Here is a 21,551-nt window from a genome sequence, read left to right as displayed (position 1 = left end):
TCATGGCCCGGGGGGTGGAGTTCGTCGACACGTCGATCCTGTGCAATCTGCTGGAGGTCCCCGGAAAGTGCCAAGACCGCGAACAGGTGATCGACGAGCTGAAAAGCAAACGTGATCGCCGGGACACGGATCTCCTGTTGCCGGTCACCGCGATCATCGAAACGGGCAACCACATCGCCCAGTTGCCCGACGGCCGGGCCCGACGTTCCTGCGCGGAGCGGCTCTCCGCGGTCCTGACCACGGTCATCGAGGGCAAGGCACCCTGGGCGCTCAACGAGGTCGAATGGGACGCGGCCCATCTCCAGGCCCTGGTGAACGGCGGCAACACCGGAAGCAGCCTGATCCAGCACGCCTGCAACAAGCTCGGCTGCGGCGACCTCAACATCCTCATCGAGCGGGACCGGTATCTCGCCCGGACGTCCGGGGTACGAGCCACGATCTGGACGCTCGACGAACTGCTCTCCTCCTACGCCTGACCGGGAACCCCCACCCGCACTGAGCACGGTCCGGCCCGACCCGGCAACCCTGACAGTTCACACTTCCCTGAATTCAGGATTAGCTGTACTGTCCGTCCCATGCTGACCGTCGCTTCCGACATCGAGGTCCTCGCGCGGTTCGGCCGCGCGCTCGCCGACCCGATCCGCTGCCGCCTGCTGCTCGCGCTCCGCGAGGCCCCGGCGTACCCCTCCGACCTCGCCGAGGCCCTGGGCATCTCCCGCACCCGGCTCTCCAACCACCTGGCCTGCCTGCGCGACTGCGGCCTGGTCGTCACCGTGCCGGACGGCCGCCGGACACGCTACGAACTGGCCGACGAACGCCTCGGCAGCGCCTTGGACGACCTGCGCTCCGCGGTGGTGGCCGTCGAGTCGGACCGCACCTGCCCGGACGCGGAGACGAAGGGCTGCTGCTGATGACCACGCTCTCCCTCGGCCCCTCCCCGGCCCGCCGGGACGCGCTCGCCCGGCGGATACGGCTCCTGGTCGCGGTCACCATCGCCTACAACGTCATCGAGGCGGTGGTGGCCCTCACCGCCGGAACGATGGCCTCCTCCAGCGCCCTGATCGGCTTCGGCCTGGACTCCGTCATCGAGGTGTCCTCCGCCGCCGCCGTCGCCTGGCAGTTCTCCGCCCGCGAGCACGCTGTGCGCGAGGCCCGGGAGAGAACGGCTCTCCGGATCATCGCGGTGTCGTTCTTCGCGCTCGCCGCCTACGTCGCCGTCGACGCGGTCCGGACGCTGACCGGGACCGGCGAGGCCGAACCGTCCCCCCTCGGCATCGTCATCGCCGCGCTCTCGCTGGCGGTCATGCCGTTCCTGTCGGCCGCCCAGCGGCGGGCGGGACGCGAGATCGGGTCCGCCTCCACCGTCGCCGACTCCAAGCAGACCCTGCTGTGCACGTACCTCTCCGCAGTGCTGCTGGTCGGACTGCTCCTCAACGCCACGCTCGGCTGGACCTGGGCCGATCCGGTCGCCGCCCTCGCCATCGCCGGCCTCGCCGTCAAGGAGGGGCGCGAGGCCTGGCAGGGCAAGGGCTGCTGCGCCCCGACGACCCATGGTCAAGCCTGCGCAAATTCACCCGATCAGTAACACATCCATTGCCCGCCCTCAGGAGTCTCACCTCCGAGCGGCACCCTTATGTGGCCGCATATCAGGGGCATTTGGAGCGTTCAGTTGAATATCGGCATCAAGCGCATCAATCGCGTCACCGTCACGGCCACCGTGACGCTCACCGCCGGTGCGGTGCTCGCGGGCAGCGCCTTCGCCTCCACGGCGCACGCCGCCACGCCGCCGACTCCGAAGATCGTCGCCAAGGGCGGCTTCGTGATGAACAACGGCACCGGCAAGACCCTCTTCACCAAGTCCGCGGACACCCGACGTTCCACGGGCTCCACCACCAAGATCATGACGGCGCTGGTGGTCCTGTCGCAGAAGAACGTGAACCTGAAATCCAAGGTCACGGTCCAGAAGGCGTACAGCGACTACATCGTCAAGAAGAACGCCTCGTCCGCCCGGCTCATCGTCGGCGACAAGCCCACCGTGGGCCAGCTCCTCTACGGCCTGATGCTCCCCTCCGGCTGCGACGCCGCGTACGCCCTGGCCGACAAGTTCGGCTCCGGCAAGACCCGTGCGGCCCGCGTGAAGTCGTTCATCGGCAAGATGAACGCCACGGCGAAGAGCCTCAAGCTGAAGAACACCCGTTTCGACTCGTTCGACGGCATAGGGGGCGGCAACAACTACTCGACCCCCCGTGACCTGACGAAGATCGCCAGCAAGGCGATGAAGAACTCCACGTTCCGCTCGATCGTCAAGACCAAGTCGACGAAGCAGAAGGTGACCACGAAGAGCGGTGGCTACCGCTACATGTCGTGGAGCAACACCAACAAGATGCTCAGCAGCTACAGCGGCGACATCGGCGTCAAGACCGGCTCCGGCCCGACCGCCAAGTACTGCCTGGTCTTCGCCGCGACCCGCAAGGGCAAGACGGTCATCGGCACGGTGCTGACGTCGTCCTCCGAGGCGAACCGCACCGCCGACGCGAAGAAGCTGATGGACTACGGGTTCAAGAAGTAGCCCGCACGCGTTGTACGGCGAAGGGGCCCGGCCCGCACGGAGTGTGCGGGCCGGGCCCCTTCGCCGCGCCGAGGCTTACGGCTGCCGGCGCAGGTCGGCCGTGAAGGCGTCCCAGGCGGCGGGGGCGAGGGTGAGGACGGGTCCGCCGAGGCGCTTGGAGTCGCGGACGGCGACGGTACGGGGGATGTTGCGGGCGACCTCGACACATTCCTGCCCGGCGTTGCCGCCGCTGTAGCTGGACCTGAAGAATCGAAAGACACCCATATGTCCATCTCCTTGGCGATGCTGGCCCATGAGCGGTCACGGCTGCCGGCGACGCAGGTCGGCCGTAAAGGCGTCCCAGGCGGCGGGCGCGAGGGTGAGCACCGGTCCGCCGAGGCGCTTGGAGTCGCGGACGGCGACGGTACGGGGGATGTTGCGGGCCACTTCGACGCACTCGCCGTTGCCGCTGCTGTAGCTGGACTGGACGAACTCGAAGTGGGGCACAGCTACAACTCCTTGCGAATGCGCCCTATGAGAGCGATGGAATCGCGGGGAGCGAGTCCGCTTCTGGCGATGCGACCGAATGTGACGTTGTGGCGGGCGGCATCCGTCTCGCTCTCCAGCCACAGCGTAGACGACGTCGTGTCCATGTAGACCACGTCCATCGCACCAGGTTCTGCGAACGAGACAATGCTAAAAGCGCTGGTCATGCCTGGGTGCGAGCCCGCGAGGAACGGGACAACCTGCACCGTGACATTTGGCTCGGCGGCGGCGTCCGCCAAGTGAGCCAGTTGGGCCCGCATCACTTCGCGACCACCGACCAGCTGGCGCAGGGCCGCCTCGGCGACAATCGCCCACAACACCAGCGGAGTGCTGTCCGAGAGACGCGCCTGCCGTGCGATCTTCGCTTCGACGAAGCGCTCGATCTCGTCCGGGTCGTCCCAGTCCGCGTTCCCGACTGCGAGCGCCCTGGCGTAGTCCGGCGTCTGGAGCAGCCCTGGAACGAAGGCCCCCTGCCACGTCCGGACGCCTGTCGCGATGTCTTCAAGCGCAACGTACTCGACCAGCGAACGCAGCTCCGGGTACTGATTCCACCAGCCCTTCGCCTTGCGGCGCTCCCGGTCCACCCGGGCAACCTCCAACAGCCGCCCGACGGATTTCGCGTCCTCCAGACCGTAGAACTCGCAGAGCGTGCGGATGTCCGGGTCCCTCATGGGCACCCAGCCCCGTTCCATCTTGACGATCTTCGAGTTGGTCGCACTGATGACCTGGGCAGCCTGCTGCTGTGTCTTCCCGGAGGCGTCCCGCAGGCGCAGCAGCTCACTACCGAGCCTGCGCCCGAGGACAGTTGACGACCTGTTTCCTTGCGGTGTCGCTGGATTCACGGCTTCAGTGTCCCGCTTCCCGGGGCGAGCCGTCGACCTTCGTCACCCGTTGGGGACAATTGTCTCCGTTTCACTTGCATCGATCTACGAAGGGCCAATACGTTCGGTGCTCCGCCGCTAGCACAGCGGAGCCAACTCGGCGGAAGTGCACCGCCCTGCCCTGTGCCGGAACCGAAGAATCACGGCCCGGCGCACCGCAGCAGCGACATAGCCACCGCCCACCCCACCCCGGAGGCACGCGCCCATGACCGCAGCCCAGGCGATCTCAGCCCCCACCCCCGACCCCGTCCTCCGCGAGGACCGCGTCGACTACACGCCCACCGCGCACAGCGTCGTCCTCAGCCGGCACCGCGCCGCCCGGCTCGTCCTCCAGTGGGGGCACCCGTCCCTCGCCGGTGACGCGGCGCTCCTGGTCAGTGAGTTGGCCACCAACGCGTTGCTGCACGGGGCGATCCGGGGGAGGCTCTTCCGGGTCCACCTCAGCCTCACCGCACACGTACTCCGTATCGCGGTCAGCGATCCGCGTGGGGAGCGGCTGCCCAGCATCCGGCGGCCCGACGCCGACGACCCCTACGGGCGCGGGCTCCTGATCGTCGCGCAACTCGCCTCCGACTGGGGCGTCGAGCCGCGCACGGTGGGGAAGACCGTGTTCGCCGAACTCGCCGTGCGGTGAGGGCCGGACATGCCGGTGGGCCCGTACGGAGAAACGTACGGGCCCACCGGGAAATGCACCTACGCCCAGGTGATCAGGCGCTTCGGCTGTTCCAGGATCGCCGCCACATCGGCCAGCACCTTGGAGCCCAGCTCGCCGTCGACCAGGCGGTGGTCGAACGACAGGGCCAGCGTGGTGACCTGACGCGGCTTCACCTTGCCCTTGTGGACCCACGGCTGGAGCTTGATCGCGCCGACCGCCAGGATCGCGGACTCGCCCGGGTTGAGGATCGGCGTACCGGTGTCGACGCCGAAGACGCCGACGTTGGTGATGGTCACCGTGCCGCCCGCCATCGCCGCCGGGGACGTCTTGCCGTCCCGGGCCGTGCTGACCAGCTCACCCAGGGCCGCCGCGAGCTGCGGCAGCGTCTTGTCGTGCGCGTCCTTGATGTTCGGCACGATCAGACCGCGCGGGGTGGCCGCCGCGATGCCCAGGTTGACGTAGTGCTTCTGCACGATCTCCTGGTTGGCCTCGTCCCAGGCGGCGTTGACCTCGGGGTTCCGCTTGATCGCGACGAGGAGGGCCTTGGCGATGATCAGGAGCGGGTTGACCCGCACCCCCGCCATGTCCTTGTCCTCCTTGAGCTCGGCCACGAGCTTCATCGTGCGCGTCACGTCGACCGTGACGAACTCGGTGACGTGCGGCGCGGTGAACGCGCTGCCCACCATCGCCTGCGCGATGGCCTTGCGGACGCCCTTGACCGGGATACGGGTCTCCCGGGCGGAGTCGGAGGCCACGGCGGCTGCCGGGGCCTCGGGGGCCGCCTGCGAGGGGGCCGGGGCAGCCACCGGAGTCGTAGCGGCCGGGGCCGCCGCCGCGTGGACGTCCTCGCGGGTGATGATGCCGTCCTTGCCGGTCGGCACCACCGTCGCCAGGTCGATGCCCAGGTCCTTGGCGAGCTTGCGGACCGGGGGCTTGGCGAGCGGACGCCCTCCGTCCGGCGCACCGGCCTGAGCCGGCACCGCAGGCGCGGGAGCGGCAGCAGCCGGTGCCGCGTGCCCGTTCAGCTCGGCCTGCACCGCCGCCGCGACGGCGGCTGCCTCCGGAGCGGCCGTCGCCCCCTTGCGCGGGCGGCGCTTGGTGGAGGACTCGGCGACGCCGTAGCCCACCAGGACCGGCGTACGGCCCTTCGGCGCGTCACCGGAGTCGGCGGGCGCGGCCTCCACCGGCTCCTGGGCCGGAGCGGCCGGGGCCGGAGCAGGCGCGTCGCCGCTGCCCGGGGCCACGTCGATCGCGATGATCACCTGGCCGACGTCGACGGTCGTGCCCTCGGGGGAGCGCAGCTCGTGCACCACCCCGTCGAACGGGATCGGCAGCTCGACGGCCGCCTTCGCGGTCTCGACCTCGCACACGACCTGGCCGTCGGTGACGGTGTCGCCGGGCTGGACGAACCACTTGAGGATCTCGGCCTCGGTCAGTCCTTCGCCCACGTCGGGCATCTTGAACTCACGGAAACGAGCAGACGTTTCGGTCATCGTCGTCACGAACCCTCTCCTCAGAACGCCAGCGAGCGGTCGACGGCGTCGAGCACCCGGTCCAGGCCGGGCAGATACTCGTCCTCCAGCCGGGCCGGCGGGTAGGGGACGTGGTAGCCGCCGACCCGCAGCACGGGCGCTTCGAGGTGGTAGAAGCAGCGCTCGGTGATCCGGGCGGCGATCTCCGCGCCGGAGCCGTAGAAGACGGGCGCCTCGTGGACGACCACGACCCGGCCGGTCTTCTCCGCCGACGTCTGGATGGCGTCGAAGTCGATCGGGGACATCGAGCGCAGGTCCAGGACCTCGATCGACTTGCCCTCCTCCTGGGCGGCCGCGGCCGCTTCCAGGCAGACCTTCACCATCGGCCCGTACGCGACGAGCGTGAGGTCGCTGCCCTCGCGGACGCGGACGGCCTTGTGCAGCGGGCCGGGGATGGACTCGGTGTCGACCTCGCCCTTGTCCCAGTAACGCCGCTTGGGCTCGAAGAAGATGATCGGGTCGTCACTCTGGACGGCCTGCTGCATCATCCAGTAGGCATCGCTCGCGTTGGACGGCGAGACCACCTTCAGGCCCGCCACGTGCGCGAAGAGCGCCTCGGGGGACTCGCTGTGGTGCTCGACCGCGCCGATGCCGCCGCCGTACGGGATGCGCACGACGACCGGCAGCTTGATCTTGCCGAGCGCGCGGGCGTGCATCTTGGCGAGCTGCGTGACGATCTGGTCGTACGCGGGGAAGACGAAGCCGTCGAACTGGATCTCGACGATCGGGCGGTAGCCGCGCAGGGCCAGACCGATCGCCGTGCCGACGATGCCGGACTCGGCGAGCGGGGTGTCGATCACCCGGTCCTCGCCGAAGTCCTTCTGGAGTCCGTCGGTGATGCGGAAGACGCCGCCGAGCTTGCCGACGTCCTCACCCATGATGAGGACCTTGGGGTCGTTGTCGAGGGCGAGGCGGAGCGACTCGTTGAGCGCTTTCGCGATGGACATCTTTTCCACGGCCATGGCTACTTGCCCTCCTCGGCAGAGTCGGCGAACGATGCCTGGTAGGCGGCGAACTGGGCCCGCTCCTCGTCCACGAGGGAGTTGCCGTCGGCGTAGCCGTGCTCGAACAGGGCCATCGGGTCCGGGTCGGGCATCGCCCGCACCGCCTCCCGCACCCGCTTGCCGAGGGTCTCGCTCTCCGCCTCCAGCTCGGTGAAGAACGCCTCGTCGGCGTGGCCGGACTTCTCCAGGTAGGCGCGCAGCCGCAGGATCGGGTCCTTGGCCTCCCACGCGGCCCGCTCCTCGTCGGCCCGGTACTTCGTCGGGTCGTCGGAGGTGGTGTGGGCGCCCATCCGGTAGGTGAACGCCTCGACCAGGGTCGGGCCCTCGCCCCGGCGCGCGCGCTCCAGCGCAGAGCGGGTGACGGCCAGGCAGGCGAGGACGTCGTTGCCGTCGACGCGGACACCGGGGAAGCCGTAGCCCTGGGCGCGCTGGTAGAGCGGCACGCGGGTCTGGCGCTCGGTGGGCTCGGAGATGGCCCACTGGTTGTTCTGGCAGAAGAAGACGACCGGGGCGTTGTAGACCGCGGAGAAGGTGAACGACTCGGCGACGTCGCCCTGGCTGGAGGCCCCGTCACCGAAGTACGCGATCACGGCGGAGTCCGCGCCGTCCTTGGCGACGCCCATGGCGTAGCCGGTGGCGTGCAGCGTCTGCGAGCCGATGACGATCGTGTACAGGTGGAAGTTGTTGCTGTTCGGGTCCCAGCCGCCGTGGTTCACCCCGCGGAACATGCCGAGCAGGTTGGTCGGGTCGACGCCGCGACACCAGGCGACCCCGTGCTCCCGATAGGTCGGGAAGACGTAGTCGTCGTCGCGCAGGGCCCGGCCGCTGCCGATCTGGGCGGCCTCCTGGCCGAGCAGCGAGGCCCACAGGCCCAGCTCGCCCTGGCGCTGGAGGGCGGTCGCCTCGGCGTCGAAGCGGCGGGTGAGGACCATGTCCCGGTACAGGCCGCGCAGCTCGTCGGCGCTCAGGTCGATGCTGTAGTCCGGGTGCTCGACGCGCTCGCCCTCGGGCGTCAGCAGCTGTACGAGCTGGGGCTCGGAACTCTGCGGCTTCTTCGCGGCGCTGGTCCGCTTACTGGCGCGTCGCGGTTTACGCGCGGCGGCAGTGCTCTCCACGGTCACGTGCGTGCTCCTCCGTCGGTCCGGCCCCCGGGGTCTGCCGGGAACCAGTGCGGCTCGCCTGGATCCGGAGCCGTGCACGGGGTGGGTGCCGGTCGGCCGGAGTCAGGCGTGACAGGTGCCCCGGCGAGTGCCCTGTCATAGGCACGTTACCCACAGCGTCGCAGAACTGCGAAACCCTATCTGACCTGCGATTTTGCTTGGATTTCCAAGTAAATCGAAAAAATCGCGAAGCTCTGCTGGTCAGGGCACTGGAAACAGCCTTGCAGGACGCCGGAACAACGGCACGTTATCCCGCGGATCAGCGCCAGGGAAGAGCGGAGGGGAGGCGAGTGTGTGAGACTGCGATCGTGCGCGAAGATGGAAAAATCACGGTATTTCTGCTCGATGATCACGAGGTCGTCCGGCGTGGCGTCCATGAGCTGCTCTCCGTCGAGGCGGACATCGAGGTGGTCGGCGAGGCCGGTACGGCCGCGGACGCCCTGGCGCGGATCCCGGCGACGCGTCCCGATGTGGCGGTGCTCGACGTGCGGCTGCCGGACGGCAGCGGTGTGGAGGTGTGCCGGGAAGTCCGTTCCCAGGACGAGAACATCAAATGCCTGATGCTCACCTCGTACGCCGATGACGAGGCGCTTTTCGACGCGATCATGGCGGGCGCGTCGGGATATGTGCTGAAGGCGATCCGCGGCAATGAGCTGCTGAATGCCGTACGGGACGTGGCGGCCGGAAAGTCCCTGCTCGATCCGGTGGCGACCGCCCGGGTGCTGGAGCGGCTGCGCGACGGCGGAAACGGCAAGGGCGACGACAAGCTCGCCGGCCTCACCGAACAGGAACGCAAGATCCTGGACCTGATCGGCGAGGGCCTGACCAACCGGGTCATCGGGGAGCGTCTGCACCTCGCCGAGAAGACCATCAAGAACTACGTCTCCAGCCTGCTGTCCAAGCTGGGCATGGAGCGCCGCTCGCAGGCCGCCGCGTACGTCGCGCGGCTCCAGGCCGAACGCCGCTGAGTCTCCTCGCTCGCAGGGACTTTGGTCCCGGGCCACCCGGGGCAGGCGACTCTTACGCTCCCCCTACGGTCGGGGGACAGTGGAATCCATGTCCTTCGACGAACTCCCCGCGACCGGGACGATCCGGCGGGCCGCGACCGGCACGATCGAGCGGACCGGTCCGATCCGGAGCGCCGAGCCCATCGAACTGCTCCGCCGCGTCCCGTACGGTCGCCTCGCGACCAGCATGCGGGCCCTGCCGTTCCTGACGGTGGCCCGGCACATCGTGTGCGACGGCCGCATCCTGCTGCGGATGCACAGCGGCTTCGGCCACCACGAGGCGTGCGACGGGAGCGTCGTGGCGTACGGCGCGGACAACTACAACGACGCGGCCTGCGGCGACGGCGGCGACCTCTGGTCGGTGCAGTTCACCGGCCCCGCCGAGATCGTGCACCCCTGCCCCGAGCAGGAGCGACTGTTCGGCGCCGCGCCCGTCTCCGTCAACGGGGAGCCCTTCGCGCCGGCCTACCTCCGGGTCGATCCGCACTTCGTCACGGAGCACACGCTGAACTTCTGAGGTATCGAGGCCCCAGGGGGTGTCCGGCAGCCCCAGCTCCTGGGGGACGTCCTCTAGCGCACCTCCGGGCGTGACCGCAACTCCGCCGAGCGGCCACGCAGAGTGATCTAACATCTGGTAAGTGCCGCGCTCATATGTCACTCGTCCACCTGTTCCCCCGGTCGGCGAGGTGCTGCGCCGTTACCCGAACGTGGGCGAGCCGCTCGCCTGCGAGCCGATCACCAAGGGCCTGCTGAACCACGGATACCGCGTCTCCACCACGAGCGGGTCCTACTTCCTCAAGCACCATCTCGACAAGAAGCACCTGGGCGACACCAGCGGCGAACGCGCCGCGATCGTGCGCCAGCACCGCGCCACCCAGCGCCTGCAGTCGCTCGGCGTTCCCGTCGTCCCGCCCCTGACGGACACCCGGGGCGACACCGTCACCGTGATCGGCGAACGGTGCTACGCCCTGCACCCCTGGGTCGACGGCCTCCACCGCGTCGGCTCCGAGCTGACCCTCTCCCAGACGCGTCGGCTCGGTGCGCTCCTGGGGACCGTGCACACCGGCCTGGAACAGGTGATGGCGCCGCGCGACAGCCCGCATCCGGTGAGCCCGCCCGCCCGGCCGGGGAACCGCAGCCCGGACGCCGCCGACACCTTCGCGCTGATCGACGACCTGCTGGCCGCCGCGCGCGGGGGCGGGCGGGACGCCCCCCGCGACGCCTTCGACGAACTCGCCGTGCACCGGCTCGTGGAGCGCCGCGCCCTGCTCGAACAGCACTCCCACCGCCGCCCGCCCACTCCGGACGGTCCCGCCACCGGCTGGGTGCACGGGGACTTCCACCCGCTGAACCTGCTCTACCGGGGCGCCGACCCGGTCGCGATCGTGGACTGGGACCGGCTGGCCGTACAGCCGCGCGCCGAGGAGGCGGTACGGGCGGCGGCGATCTTCTTCGTCCGGCCGGCCGGGGAGCTGGACCTCGCCAAGGTACGGGCGTACGCCCGCGCGTACCGGCGGGCCGCCGGGGCGGGGGCCGCGGAGTTGGCGGCCGCAGTGCACCGCGTGTGGTGGGAGCGGCTCAACGACTTCTGGATACTCCGCTGGCGCTATCGCCTCGACGACCGCAGGGCCGACCCGCAGTTCCCCGCGGTGTCGGCCCTGGCGGTGTGGTGGACGCGGGAGTACGAGGCGGTGTGCGCGTCCTTCACGGAGTGAAGCGGTTGCCCCACGCGTGAGCCCGGCGCGCGCCACGAGGGCGCACGCCGGGCTCAGGGGGTGGTGCGGTGGTGCGGTGGCGCGTTCTACCCCGTCGTGGCGCCGAGCGCCGTCTCGCCGGGCGTCGTGCCCGTACCGCCGTCGTCGCCGGCCCCGCCGTCGTCGCCGCCGGGTCCGCCCGGGGTGCCGGGGTCGGTGGTCGGGTCGGTCGGCTCACCGGTGGGCTCGCCGCTGCTGCCCTCGTTGGTGTTGCCGTCCGATGTCCCGGGATCCGTGCCGGTCGGGTCCGGGGACGGGGTGAACGAGGGCTCGCTCGGGGTCGGGTCCGGGTTGTACGGCGGCGGATTCGGCTGCGTCTGACCGCCGGTGGAGGAGGTGTCCGGGTCCTCAGGCTCGTCACTCTCCTCCTCCTCGGACGGCGACTCCGAGGGCTCCTCCTTCTCGGACTGGCTGACCGAGGGGGACGGGGTGACCGGATCCTTCTTCCCGCCGCTGTCGTTCGCGGCGTTGACGGCGAAGGCGACCCCCGCGCCGATCGCGATCAGCGCGAGCAGGACGAAGAGCCACATCTTGCCGCGTCCGCCGGAGCGCCGGCCGCCACCGTCGTAGCCCCCGTCGTCCGGGTTGTACGGCGGCAGGATCGGGCCCTGCGAGGTGTCCCCGTGCATCGGGTGGCCCATCGCGCGGGTGGAGCCGGACATGCCGTGCGGCGGGGTCTGGCCCCCCTCGTGCAGCGCGACCGGGCCGGTGTTCCACGTGCCCGTGTGGCCGCCCTGCACCTGGAGCATCTGCAGGCTGTACTGGACGAGCCCGCGCATCTCCTCGGCGCTCTGGAACCGGTCGTCCGGGTCCTTCGCCAGCGCGCGCATCGCCATCCCGTCCAGCTCCGGCGGCACCACGTCCGAGACCTCGGACGGCGGCACCGGGATGTCCTGGACGTGCTGGTAGACCACCGAGAGCGGGGTCTCGCCGGTGAACGGGGGCCGCAGCGCCAGCAGTTCGTAGAGCAGGCAGCCGGTGGCGTACAGGTCGGAGCGGTGGTCGACGGCCTTGCCGAGCGCCTGCTCGGGGGAGAGGTACTGCGGGGTGCCCATGACCATGCCGGTCTGGGTCATCGTCGACTGCGCGCCGTGCAGCGCGCGGGCGATGCCGAAGTCCATCACCTTGACCGCGCCCGACTCCGTGATGATCACGTTGGCGGGCTTGATGTCGCGGTGCACGATGCCGTGCTGGTGCGAGTACGCGAGGGCTTCGAGCACCCCCGAGACGATGATCAGCGCCTGCTCGGGAGGCGGGGCCTCCGCGGTCAGGAGCAGATCGCGGATGGTGCGGCCCTCGACCAGCTCCATCACGATGTACGGGACGGTCTGGCCGCCCACGACGTCCTCGCCGGAGTCGTACACGGCGACGATCGCGTGGTGGTTGAGGCCCGCGACGGACTGTGCCTCGCGGGTGAAGCGCGCCTTGGAGACCGGATCCTCGGCCAGGTCGGAACGGAGCAGCTTCACGGCGACCGTACGTCCGAGCCGGACGTCCTCCGCCGCGTAGACCTCCGCCATGCCGCCCCGGCCGAGCCGGTAGGTCATCCGGTAGCGTCCGTCACCGACGACGCCGCCGACACCCCAGGCGTCGGAGCCATCCGAAACTCCGCCGCCGTTTGCTTCGGAATCGGGTGCCATCAGTCCTCGCCGTCGTATCTGTCCGCGCGTCCGCGGGTTCTCACGGTGCCTTGCTGCATTGCAGCGTCACGCTACAGCCTCCGCCGGACACCACGGTTCCGCTGCGGCAGGATCATCGGACCGCCCGGCGCGTCCTACACATGGATTTGATGCGTTTCCTGTAACGCTTCCGAGACGCTTCTTGTGCGTAGGGTCACGGAACGGGCACCCGGCTTGACGTGCCGGACCCCTGCGGCAGACTTGGCGCGTAATCGCGTTGTACGGAACCGCGTCGCACGCAAACACATCAGACAGATACACCGCGTGCGACCGCGCGCCGCCGAGGGGGATGCAAGTCATGAGCCAGGACGGCGCACAGGGCCGCTACGCGGGCGGGGCGGTCGCGGGCGGCCGCTACCAGCTGCGCGACCTGCTCGGCGAGGGCGGGATGGCGTCCGTATACCTGGCCTACGACTCCGCCCTCGACCGCCAGGTCGCGATCAAGACCCTGCACACGGAGCTCGGCCGCGAGCAGTCCTTCCGCGAGCGCTTCCGGCGTGAGGCGCAGGCCGTCGCCAAGCTCCAGCACACCAACATCGTCTCCGTCTTCGACACCGGCGAGGACGAGCTCGGCGGTGCGCTGATGCCGTACATCGTCATGGAGTACGTCGAGGGGCAGCCGCTCGGCTCGGTGCTGGCCGCCGACATCCGCAGTCATGGCGCGATGCCCGCCGACAAGGCCCTCAAGGTGACGGCGGACGTGCTCGCCGCGCTGGAGACCAGCCACGAGATGGGCCTGGTCCACCGGGACATCAAGCCCGGCAACGTGATGATGACCAAGCGCGGCATCGTCAAGGTCATGGACTTCGGCATCGCCCGTGCCATGCAGTCCGGTGTCACCTCGATGACGCAGACCGGCATGGTCGTCGGCACCCCGCAGTACCTCTCCCCCGAGCAGGCCCTCGGCCGCGGCGTCGACGCCCGGTCCGACCTGTACTCGGTCGGCATCATGCTCTTCCAGCTGCTCACCGGCCGGATCCCGTTCGACGCGGACTCGCCGCTGGCCATCGCGTACGCGCATGTGCAGGAGGAGCCGGTCGCGCCGTCCACCATCAACCGGTCGGTCACCCCGGCGATGGACGCCCTCGTCGCCCGTGCGCTCAAGAAGAACCCGAACGAGCGCTTCCCCAGCGCCGCCGCGATGCGCGACGAGATCGCCCGCGTGCTGAACGCCACCGGAGGCCAGACCGGCGCCCCCGTGATCGTGGCCGGCGGCGGGCCCGCCAACAGCGGCTCCGGTGTCGGCTCCGCGGTGTTCCCGCCGGTCGACCAGAGCACCCCGGCGCCCCAGAGCGTCCAGACGCCGTACCAGCCGCATCCGCAGCAGCAGCCCCACCAGCCGGGCCCGTACAGCCAGCCGACCCCGGCGCCCACGCCGAGCTACGGCTACCCGCAGTCGGCCCAGGGCTATCAGACCCCGGGCCCCCTGGCCCACCAGACCCCGCCGCCGTACTCGATCAGCCCCCAGCACTCGACGGCCGTGGGCACCGCCGCCGGTGGCGGCGCGAAGCGGAACATGCCGGTCGTCGTCGGTTCGATCGTCGTCGCGCTGCTGGCCATCGGCGGCCTGATCACCGCGATCGCCCTCCAGGGCGGCAAGGACGACGAGGCGGGCAAGGGCGGCGACCCGGGCACCAGCGAGGTGGAGGGATACCGCCCGCCGGAGCGCAACCGGACGATGAAGACCACGGAGTGCACGGATGCCTCCGAGGACTCCAACGACCCGGCGAAGGTCCGGGCACCGAACTTCGTCTACAAGGACATCCTGTCGGCGAAGGCGTGCGCGGCCGCCGCCGGGTGGACGATCAAGGAGATAGAGGAGAAGGGCAACACCTACGCCGAGGGCCAGGTCGTGGGGCAGTTCCCGTCCTCCGGCGCCGCGATCCCCGAACGCGGCGCCCACTTCGAGCTGCAGATTTCCACGGGCCGACCGTCCTGATTCAGTTCACATCACTTGGCCGGTTCCTGGCAGCCGATGATCACCCCCTCCTCCTATACTCGAATGATTTTTCGAATCTGGAGGTCCGGTGCTTTCCCGCAACAAGTCCATACTGTTCGTCGCAGCATCAGCTGCATTCCTGACCATGGCCACGGCAACCTCGGCGGCGGCAGCCCCTGGCGCTGTTCTGTCAGCCGAGACCCCAGGAGCCTATGGCGATGCAACCATCAGATTTGCCAGCCGAACCTATGCAGACAAGATCGATTTGAGGTCTGTCGACCTTCTGGCTGACGGCCACCACGCCCGGCTGCGGGTCATCACCAAGCGCAGCAATGGAACGGTGGCCAACTGGCCTTGGCGGATGAACTACGGCGGTAAGGGCGCCCAGCCGACCTGGACCACAACCCTCAGCGACCCCCAAGGAATCGCGCAGGTGCGGCTCCAGGTGTGCAGAGCTGAGGGCGACGACCTTCTCAACTGTTCGTACAGCGGCTGGAAGCCCAACACCCTCGCATAGTCGAAAGGCAGACGACAAAGCCAGGGATGCGGAGGGGCGACACGCAGGGTCGGCGGGTTGCCGGATGGCCGGGGGTAATAGCGTTCACTGCCCCCTGGGTTCAATCATGGTGAGGCGAGCGATGGGCACAGGGCCCCGACATCCCCTGTGCCCATCTCTGATCATTTTCGGGCCACACTCCTCCGCAATCGGCCGGTACCGATCCCCGTATTTCCGGATACCGCGTCCGGGATGCCGGATGAGGGGGCCCGTGTGACGCTGATCTCATGGCTCCAGGACTTCCGGGCGCATGGTCGTCGAGGTGTGCGGTCTGTCTGATGGCGGCCGCCGGAGTGGCGCTGGGGCCGCTGGGCGGCTCCGCCCACGGTTCACCGGCGCCCGAGGGCCCGTCCCGCACCGCCACCGCCCCCGGCTCCGGGACGTCGAGCCCCGCCGCAACCCCGTCCGCGGCCCCTGCCCGTCCGGCAGCGCCACGGCCCGTGCCGTCGGGCTCCGCGTCCCCCTCGGTGCTCCCCTCCGCCCTGCCCCTGCGGTCCGGCGTCCCGGTCTCCGGAGCGTCGGGAACCGGCCCGGCCCTGGCATCCCCGGCAGCGACCGGGCACGGGGCGCAGGCACCCGCCGGGCCCGGGGCCGACTCGCCGGGCTCCGCCTCCTCCTCCCCTTCCGCTTCCCCCGACGTATCCGGGTCGACCGCCCCCCTGGCCGGGCGCGAGGCCGGGGCGGGCAAGGCGCGTCCCGGGCGTTCGCTGACACCGCTGGAGCTGGCGCGGGCCGAGGAGCCGGTGCCGGAGGACGAGCCCGACACGGACTTCGTAGAACCGGTTGACCTGCCCGCTTCCACTCCGCCGCCCAGCGCCTTCACCGATCCGGGGCCCCGGTCCGGACAGGCTCTGGACGCCGCGTCCGTACGCCGGGTGCAGCAGGTCTCGCTCGGTACGGGCATCGCGCTGGTCGGGCTGGGACTCGGCTTCCTCGCATTCCGTATGCGCCGGGCGAACTGAGCGTCGCGAGCCCCTGTCTCGCTGCGCCGAACCATGCCGACGAGACTTGCCAGACCATGCCGACGGAACTTGCCAGGACGAACATACTCGGTATACATACTCAGTATGTCCATTCGCCACGGCCTGCTGGCCCTGCTGGAGCGGGGTCCTCGTTACGGGTCCCAGCTCCGCACCGAGTTCGAGTCACGCACCGGCTCCACCTGGCCCCTGAACGTCGGGCAGGTCTACACGACGCTCAGCCGGCTGGAGCGCGACGGCATGATCGTCCAGGAGGGCTCGGACGACGCCGGGCACGACCTCTACGCGATCACCGACGACGGTCGCACGGAGCTGCGCACCTGGTTCGAGACGCCCGTGGACCGCACCAGTCCGCCCCGCGACGAACTGGCCATCAAGCTCGCCATGGCCGTGGGCGCGCCCGGCGTCGACATCCGGGACGTCATCCAGTCCCAGCGCCACCACACGCTCAAGGCGATGCAGGACTACACCCGCCTCAAGGCCCAGGCCCTGGCCGACGTCCCGGCCAACCGGGACGAGGTCGCCTGGCTCCTCGTCGTGGAGCAGCTGATCTTCCAGGCGGAGGCCGAGGCCCGCTGGCTCGACCACTGCGAGTCCCGGCTCGTCCGCCTCGCCGAGGCCGCCGCGACCGAACCCTCCGCCGAGCCCGGCCCCGCGGCCACCCGCGGCCCGGCCCGCTCACTGGCCGGCCGGACCCGGTCCAGGCGCTGACGCCCACGCCCGCCGCACCAGCGGGCACCCGGCACCGCCGCCCCCACCCCGGGCACCACCGCCGCCCACACCTGACCCCGTCCGTTCCCAGGGGGGAACCACCCACCATGCCTTCGTCCGCCACACCCCCGCCCCCGCCGTCCTCCGGGACGCCCGGCGGCAGCCCCGTACTCGAACTGCGGGCGCTGACCCGTACCCATGGCTCCGGCATCGCCGAGGTGCACGCCCTGCGCGGGATCCAGCTCGCCGTGCACCCGGGCGAACTGGTCGCCGTGATGGGCCCCTCCGGCTCCGGCAAGTCCACCCTGCTGACCCTGGCCGGCGGGCTCGACACCGCCACCAGCGGCCAAGTGGTCATCGAGGGCCAGGACATCGCCGCCCTCGGCCCCAAGGGGATGGCCGCACTGCGCCGCCGCAGCGTCGGTTACGTCTTCCAGGACTACAACCTCATCCCCGCCCTGACCGCCGCCGAGAACATCGCGCTGCCCCGCGAACTCGACGGCGTCTCCGTGCGCAAGGCCCGCAAGGAGGCCCTCGCCGCACTGGCCGAGCTGAAGCTGGAGGAGATCGCCGACCGCTTCCCCGACGAGATGTCCGGCGGCCAGCAGCAGCGCGTCGCCATCGCCCGCGCCCTCGTCGGCGACCGGCGCCTCGTGCTCGCCGACGAGCCGACCGGAGCGCTCGACTCCGAGACCGGCGAGGCCGTCCTCGCCCTGCTGCGCACCCGCTGCGACCAGGGCGCGGCCGGCGTCATGGTGACCCATGAGCCCCGGTACGCGGCCTGGGCCGACCGGGTCGTGTTCCTCCGGGACGGCTCGATCGTCGACCAGACGCTGACCACCGGGGCCGACTCCCTGCTCTCCGCCGGAACCGCCACGTGAACCCGCTCCCCGGCTGGCGCGCCGCCTTCCGCATAGCCCGGCGCGACGCCGTACGGGCCAAGGGCCGCAGCGCCCTGGTCGTCGCGATGATCGCCCTGCCGGTCCTCGGCGTGACCGCTGCCGACCTCACCTACCGCAGCGCGCTGCCCACCAAGGCCAAGGAACTGACCGCTGAGCTGGGGGCGGCCGACGCCCGGTTCTCCGCCACGAGCCTGGGGCCGGTGAAGCTGCAGCAGATGCCCGACGGCGTGGCCTGGGGCACGCCCGAGGGCGCCCCGGACCCGACCCCGGAGGAGCAGGAGAAGCCGGTCGAGGTGACCGCGGCCTTCCCCGAGGGCTCGCGGTATCTCACCGAGCGGACCGTGCCCGCGTCGGTGACCACCCGCCACGGCATCGCCGACACTCAGATCACCGAACTGAGCGTCGCCGACCCGATGCTGCGCGGCCGGATCGAGCTGACCGACGGGGCCTACCCCCGGGCCAAGGACGAGATCGCCGCGACCGAGGAGTTCATCGAGTCGGCCGGACTGTCCATCGGCGACCGCGTCACCGTGCGCGGCCCCGACCAGTCCTACACGCTCACCGGCGCGGTCGAACTGCCCGCCGACCTGCGGGCCGATTTCCTGTACGCGGTCCCCGGCTCGGTCATCGCCCCCTGGCAGAAGACCGCCGACCGCGACAAGGACATCCTGCCGCCCCAGGCGAGCGACCCGAAGTGGCTGGTCCAGGCCCCGCCCGGCGCGGGCGTGACCTGGCAGGACGTCCTCGCCGCCAACGAGAAGGGCGTGGTGGTCACGTCGCGCCAGGTCGCCCTGAACCCGCCGCCGGACTCCGAGGTCCCGATGGCGGCCATGATGGGCAGCACGTACGACGGGGACGCGGAGCTGACCGCGGCGGCCCTCACGGTGGCGGCCATGGCCCTCCTGGAGATCGTGCTGCTGGCCGGTCCGGCGTTCGCCGTGGGCGCCCGCCGTTCCCGCCGGCAGCTGGGCCTGGTCGGTTCGTGCGGCGGCAGCCGGGGCCAGGTCCGGGCCGTGGTGCTCGCGGGCGGCGCGGTACTCGGCGCGGTCGGCGCGGTGGTCGGGGTCGGCGCCGGATTCGGTCTGACCGTCCTGTTCCGCCCGATGATCGAGGACTACGCGGGCAGTCGCTTCGGCGAGCTGACCGTACGGCCCTGGGAGATCCTCGGCATCGCCGTGCTCGGCCTGGTCACCGGCGTCCTCGCCGCACTCGCCCCGGCGATCGTCGCGGGCCGCCAGTCGGTCCTGGAGTCGCTCACCGGCCGGCGCGGCACCCGCCGCGCCTCCCGGGTGCTGCCCGTCGTCGGCGTCATCGCGCTCGGCGTCGGAATCGCCGTCGCCGTCTACGGCGGGGTCAACGGCAGCACCAACCTCGTCGCCGGCGGATCCGTCCTCGCCGAACTGGGCGTCCTCGGCTGCATCCCGGTGATCGTCGGCTTCCTCGGCCGGCTCGGCCGGCGGCTCCCGCTGACGCCCCGCATCGCCCTGCGCGACGCGGCCCGCAACCGGGGCCGCACCGCACCCGCCGTCGCCGCCGTGATGGCGGCCGTCGCGGGCAGCATCGCCATCGCCACGTACACCAGCAGCAACGCCGCCGAGCAGGCGTACGACTTCACGCCCAACATGACCCCGGGCACTGCGGCGCTGATGGCCTCCGATGTCGACAACTCCGAACTGCCCCGCTCCCGGGCCGCCGTCGAGCAGAACCTCCCGGTCAGCGGCGGGCGCGCCGACATCGGACGGGTCTGGGCCGGAAGCGACTGCTCCGTGTACTACGAGGAGGAGAACGGCTGCGGCACCCTCGAACTCGTGAAGCCCACCGGCAAGGGCCACTCCTGCCCGCTGAAGGGCAAGGGCGCCAAGGAGCTCGCCCTGCGGATCTCGGCCGACGAGCACAAACGGCTGATGAACTCCCCGGCCTGCATGGACGAGAACTACACGATGGTCGCGTTCGGCACCGATGAACACAAGATCGTCATCGGCGGCGCGGACGTGCTCGACTCGTACGTGAAGTTCGACGACCCGGCGGCGGCGAAGGCCATGGCCGAGGGCACCCCCGTCCTGCTGAACTCGGCGTACGCGAAGGGCGGCGAGGTCACCCTCAAGGCCACCCACATCTACAACGCGCGCGACAAGAAGAACCGGGCCCTGCACCCGGGCAAGGCCCGCACCACCACGGACCGGCTGAAGGTGTACGTCGCGCCGGACCGTTACGCGGCGACACCCGGCATCCGGATGGTCATGCCGGAGAAGACCGCCGAGCGGCTCGGCCTGCACGTCGAGGAGTACGGCAGCTTCTTCACGCTGCACCGCGAGCCCACGGACGCCGAGAACCAGTCGGTCCAGGCCGCACTCGACCAAGCGGGGAACCGCGCGTACCTGATGACCTCGGACGAGAGGTTCCGGACGGAGGACGACACGATCCTGCTGATCCTCGCCCTCTTCGCCGGAGTGGTGACCCTGGGCGCGGCGGCCATCACGACCGGGCTGTCGAAGGCCGACGCGGAGGCCGACCTCACCACGCTCAGCGCGGTGGGCGCGCCCCCGGGCGTACGGCGTTCGCTGTCCGGCTTCCAGTGCCTGGTCGTCGCCCTGACCGGGGTGCTCCTGGGAACGGCGGCGGGGCTGGTGCCCGCGGTCGCGCTGCGGCTGACCGACCTGCGCGCGGCGCTCGCGGACATGCGGGAGGACCCGATGCAGTCGGCCTACACGCCGATCGTGATGCCGTGGGAGACCATCGGGCTGCTGGCCTTGGTCGTCCCGGTGCTCGCCGGACTGCTGGCCGCCGGCCTCACCAGCTCCCGGCTGACCCTGACCCGACGCGCGGGGTGAAGGGCGCTTCCGGTGCTGCCGGAACGCTTTCGGTGCCCCCGAAGACGGTGGATCTTCCGTTTTCGGGGGCACCAACGTGGGGTACGGCATGTGTGCGAGACAATGGCGGCATGGAAATGCCGAGGAATGACCGGTCGCAGGAGCACCCGCAGGTCCTTGTCGTGGGCCAGGACGGAATGGCTATCGGCGGCGGTGCCAGTGACGACGAGTCGCGCGAGGTCCCGGTGACGGAAATGGTGGAACAGCCCGCGAAGGTCATGCGCATCGGCAGCATGATCAAGCAGCTCCTGGAGGAGGTCAGGGCGGCCCCTCTCGACGAGGCGAGCCGGGTCAGGCTCAAGGAGATCCACGCCAGCTCCGTGAAGGAGCTGGAGGACGGCCTGGCGCCCGAGCTGGTCGAGGAGCTGGAGCGGCTCTCCCTGCCGTTCACCGAGGAGTCGGTGCCCTCCGAGGCCGAGCTGCGGATCGCCCAGGCACAGCTCGTGGGCTGGCTGGAGGGCCTGTTCCACGGCATCCAGACGGCGCTGTTCGCGCAGCAGATGGCGGCCCGCGCCCAGCTGGAGCAGATGCGGCGCGCCCTGCCGCCCGGCACGGGACACGAGGACGAGGAAGGCGGCGCGGACCCGCACGGCCCGATCCGTTCGGGCCCGTATCTGTAAACCCGTATCCGCCTCCTGAAGTCCGAGGACCGACCACGAGGGGCCCGGCGCACATCACGGTGTGCGCCGGGCCCCTCGTCGTGTGTGTGGCCCGTTCAGGGAGTCAGGTATCCGCTTTACGGGTCAGGTCGTCGTCCGCGCGTCCGTTTACGGGTCAGCTCGTCGTCCGCGCGTCCGTTTACGGGTCAGCTCGTCGTCCGCGCGTCC

At 70.6% G+C, this 21,551-nt stretch carries 22 protein-coding genes; 15 read left to right on the top strand and 7 right to left on the bottom strand.

Translation table 11 applies throughout. The features are described from left to right. Positions 1 to 2 precede the first annotated feature (2 nt). The 4 genes from ACIQRW_RS29395 to ACIQRW_RS29380 all read left to right on the top strand — a co-directional run bounded on the left by ACIQRW_RS29395 (position 3) and on the right by ACIQRW_RS29380 (position 2,569). A complete protein-coding gene (locus tag ACIQRW_RS29395; protein WP_403765694.1) occupies positions 3 to 476 on the top strand; it encodes a hypothetical protein in 474 nt (157 codons plus the stop codon). A gap of 99 nt (positions 477 to 575) precedes the next feature. Continuing rightward, complete coding sequence (locus ACIQRW_RS29390) at positions 576 to 911, top strand: helix-turn-helix transcriptional regulator (RefSeq protein ID WP_003967954.1); 336 nt, start codon at positions 576 to 578, stop codon at positions 909 to 911. Continuing rightward, complete coding sequence (locus ACIQRW_RS29385) at positions 911 to 1,585, top strand: cation diffusion facilitator family transporter (protein ID WP_403765691.1); 675 nt, start codon at positions 911 to 913, stop codon at positions 1,583 to 1,585. The genes ACIQRW_RS29390 and ACIQRW_RS29385 overlap by 1 nt, the downstream gene beginning before the upstream one ends. 84 nt (positions 1,586 to 1,669) lie before the next feature. Next, positions 1,670 to 2,569, top strand: coding sequence for a serine hydrolase (locus ACIQRW_RS29380; RefSeq protein WP_359616148.1), 900 nt, complete (start codon positions 1,670 to 1,672; stop codon positions 2,567 to 2,569). A gap of 75 nt (positions 2,570 to 2,644) precedes the next feature. Here the strand turns inward: ACIQRW_RS29380 and ACIQRW_RS29375 are convergent, their stop codons facing one another. The 3 genes from ACIQRW_RS29375 to ACIQRW_RS29365 are packed head-to-tail and all read right to left on the bottom strand — an operon-like array spanning position 2,645 to position 3,936. Then, positions 2,645 to 2,833 carry a DUF397 domain-containing protein gene (locus tag ACIQRW_RS29375; protein ID WP_403765687.1) on the bottom strand — a complete coding sequence of 63 codons (189 nt, stop codon included), beginning with the start codon at positions 2,831 to 2,833 and terminating at the stop codon, positions 2,645 to 2,647. 36 nt (positions 2,834 to 2,869) lie between these two features. Next, complete coding sequence (locus tag ACIQRW_RS29370) at positions 2,870 to 3,055, bottom strand: DUF397 domain-containing protein (protein ID WP_403765684.1); 186 nt, start codon at positions 3,053 to 3,055, stop codon at positions 2,870 to 2,872. 2 nt (positions 3,056 to 3,057) lie between these two features. Beyond that, positions 3,058 to 3,936 (bottom strand): helix-turn-helix domain-containing protein, encoded by an 879-nt coding sequence (locus ACIQRW_RS29365; RefSeq protein WP_403765681.1) that lies wholly within the window; start codon positions 3,934 to 3,936, stop codon positions 3,058 to 3,060. Positions 3,937 to 4,180: 244 nt separating this feature from the next. On the opposite strand from ACIQRW_RS29365, the gene ACIQRW_RS29360 reads away from it, so the two are divergent. Then, the gene (locus ACIQRW_RS29360) at positions 4,181 to 4,609 is read left to right on the top strand and encodes an ATP-binding protein (protein WP_403765678.1); all 429 of its coding nucleotides are present in this window, start codon (positions 4,181 to 4,183) and stop codon (positions 4,607 to 4,609) included. Positions 4,610 to 4,668: 59 nt separating this feature from the next. Here ACIQRW_RS29360 and ACIQRW_RS29355 read toward each other — a convergent pair whose 3' ends face one another. From ACIQRW_RS29355 to pdhA, 3 genes are read right to left on the bottom strand one after another with little or no spacing between them, the layout of a single operon-like run. Beyond that, a complete protein-coding gene (locus ACIQRW_RS29355) occupies positions 4,669 to 6,132 on the bottom strand; it encodes a dihydrolipoamide acetyltransferase family protein (RefSeq protein ID WP_403765675.1) in 1,464 nt (487 codons plus the stop codon). 11 nt (positions 6,133 to 6,143) lie between these two features. Then, positions 6,144 to 7,124 (bottom strand): alpha-ketoacid dehydrogenase subunit beta, encoded by a 981-nt coding sequence (locus ACIQRW_RS29350; RefSeq protein WP_403765672.1) that lies wholly within the window; start codon positions 7,122 to 7,124, stop codon positions 6,144 to 6,146. A gap of 2 nt (positions 7,125 to 7,126) precedes the next feature. Further along, the gene (gene pdhA / locus ACIQRW_RS29345; RefSeq protein WP_403765669.1) at positions 7,127 to 8,287 is read right to left on the bottom strand and encodes a pyruvate dehydrogenase (acetyl-transferring) E1 component subunit alpha; all 1,161 of its coding nucleotides are present in this window, start codon (positions 8,285 to 8,287) and stop codon (positions 7,127 to 7,129) included. Between the two features lie 347 nt (positions 8,288 to 8,634). Between pdhA and ACIQRW_RS29340 the strand changes: the two genes are divergently transcribed. The 3 genes from ACIQRW_RS29340 (at position 8,635) to ACIQRW_RS29330 (ending at position 11,048) form a co-directional block, all read left to right on the top strand. Continuing rightward, positions 8,635 to 9,294, top strand: coding sequence for a response regulator (locus tag ACIQRW_RS29340; RefSeq protein WP_403765666.1), 660 nt, complete (start codon positions 8,635 to 8,637; stop codon positions 9,292 to 9,294). Between the two features lie 88 nt (positions 9,295 to 9,382). Next, positions 9,383 to 9,850 carry a pyridoxamine 5'-phosphate oxidase family protein gene (locus ACIQRW_RS29335; RefSeq protein ID WP_403765663.1) on the top strand — a complete coding sequence of 156 codons (468 nt, stop codon included), beginning with the start codon at positions 9,383 to 9,385 and terminating at the stop codon, positions 9,848 to 9,850. Between the two features lie 169 nt (positions 9,851 to 10,019). Further along, positions 10,020 to 11,048, top strand: coding sequence for a phosphotransferase (locus ACIQRW_RS29330; RefSeq protein ID WP_403765903.1), 1,029 nt, complete (start codon positions 10,020 to 10,022; stop codon positions 11,046 to 11,048). Between the two features lie 86 nt (positions 11,049 to 11,134). Here ACIQRW_RS29330 and ACIQRW_RS29325 read toward each other — a convergent pair whose 3' ends face one another. Continuing rightward, positions 11,135 to 12,727: a protein kinase gene (locus ACIQRW_RS29325; protein WP_403765660.1), complete on the bottom strand. Its 1,593-nt coding sequence runs from the start codon at positions 12,725 to 12,727 to the stop codon at positions 11,135 to 11,137. Positions 12,728 to 13,064: 337 nt separating this feature from the next. On the opposite strand from ACIQRW_RS29325, the gene ACIQRW_RS29320 reads away from it, so the two are divergent. The 7 genes from ACIQRW_RS29320 to ACIQRW_RS29290 all read left to right on the top strand — a co-directional run bounded on the left by ACIQRW_RS29320 (position 13,065) and on the right by ACIQRW_RS29290 (position 21,344). Next, the gene (locus ACIQRW_RS29320; RefSeq protein WP_403765657.1) at positions 13,065 to 14,705 is read left to right on the top strand and encodes a protein kinase; all 1,641 of its coding nucleotides are present in this window, start codon (positions 13,065 to 13,067) and stop codon (positions 14,703 to 14,705) included. 88 nt (positions 14,706 to 14,793) lie between these two features. After that, positions 14,794 to 15,222, top strand: coding sequence for a hypothetical protein (locus ACIQRW_RS29315; RefSeq protein ID WP_403765654.1), 429 nt, complete (start codon positions 14,794 to 14,796; stop codon positions 15,220 to 15,222). Positions 15,223 to 15,488: 266 nt separating this feature from the next. Continuing rightward, positions 15,489 to 16,223, top strand: a complete 735-nt coding sequence (locus tag ACIQRW_RS29310; RefSeq protein ID WP_403765651.1) for a hypothetical protein — start codon at positions 15,489 to 15,491, stop codon at positions 16,221 to 16,223. Between the two features lie 105 nt (positions 16,224 to 16,328). Then, positions 16,329 to 16,952 (top strand): PadR family transcriptional regulator, encoded by a 624-nt coding sequence (locus tag ACIQRW_RS29305; RefSeq protein WP_403765647.1) that lies wholly within the window; start codon positions 16,329 to 16,331, stop codon positions 16,950 to 16,952. Between the two features lie 107 nt (positions 16,953 to 17,059). Continuing rightward, positions 17,060 to 17,833 carry an ABC transporter ATP-binding protein gene (locus ACIQRW_RS29300; protein WP_403765644.1) on the top strand — a complete coding sequence of 258 codons (774 nt, stop codon included), beginning with the start codon at positions 17,060 to 17,062 and terminating at the stop codon, positions 17,831 to 17,833. Next, positions 17,830 to 20,685: an FtsX-like permease family protein gene (locus ACIQRW_RS29295; protein WP_403765641.1), complete on the top strand. Its 2,856-nt coding sequence runs from the start codon at positions 17,830 to 17,832 to the stop codon at positions 20,683 to 20,685. Before ACIQRW_RS29300 ends, ACIQRW_RS29295 begins: the two co-directional genes overlap by 4 nt. Before the next feature lie 110 nt (positions 20,686 to 20,795). Next, on the top strand, positions 20,796 to 21,344 hold the full coding sequence (locus tag ACIQRW_RS29290) for a bacterial proteasome activator family protein (RefSeq protein ID WP_026290403.1): 549 nt from the start codon (positions 20,796 to 20,798) through the stop codon (positions 21,342 to 21,344). The last annotated feature ends 207 nt before the right edge of the window (positions 21,345 to 21,551 follow it).

Origin of the sequence: Streptomyces sp. NPDC091287, assembly GCF_044768525.1 — a bacterium.
Taxonomy (GTDB): Bacteria; Actinomycetota; Actinomycetes; order Streptomycetales; family Streptomycetaceae; genus Streptomyces.
Note: the sequence above shows the minus strand (reverse complement) of the source record. Positions and strands in the feature narration are given on the sequence as shown.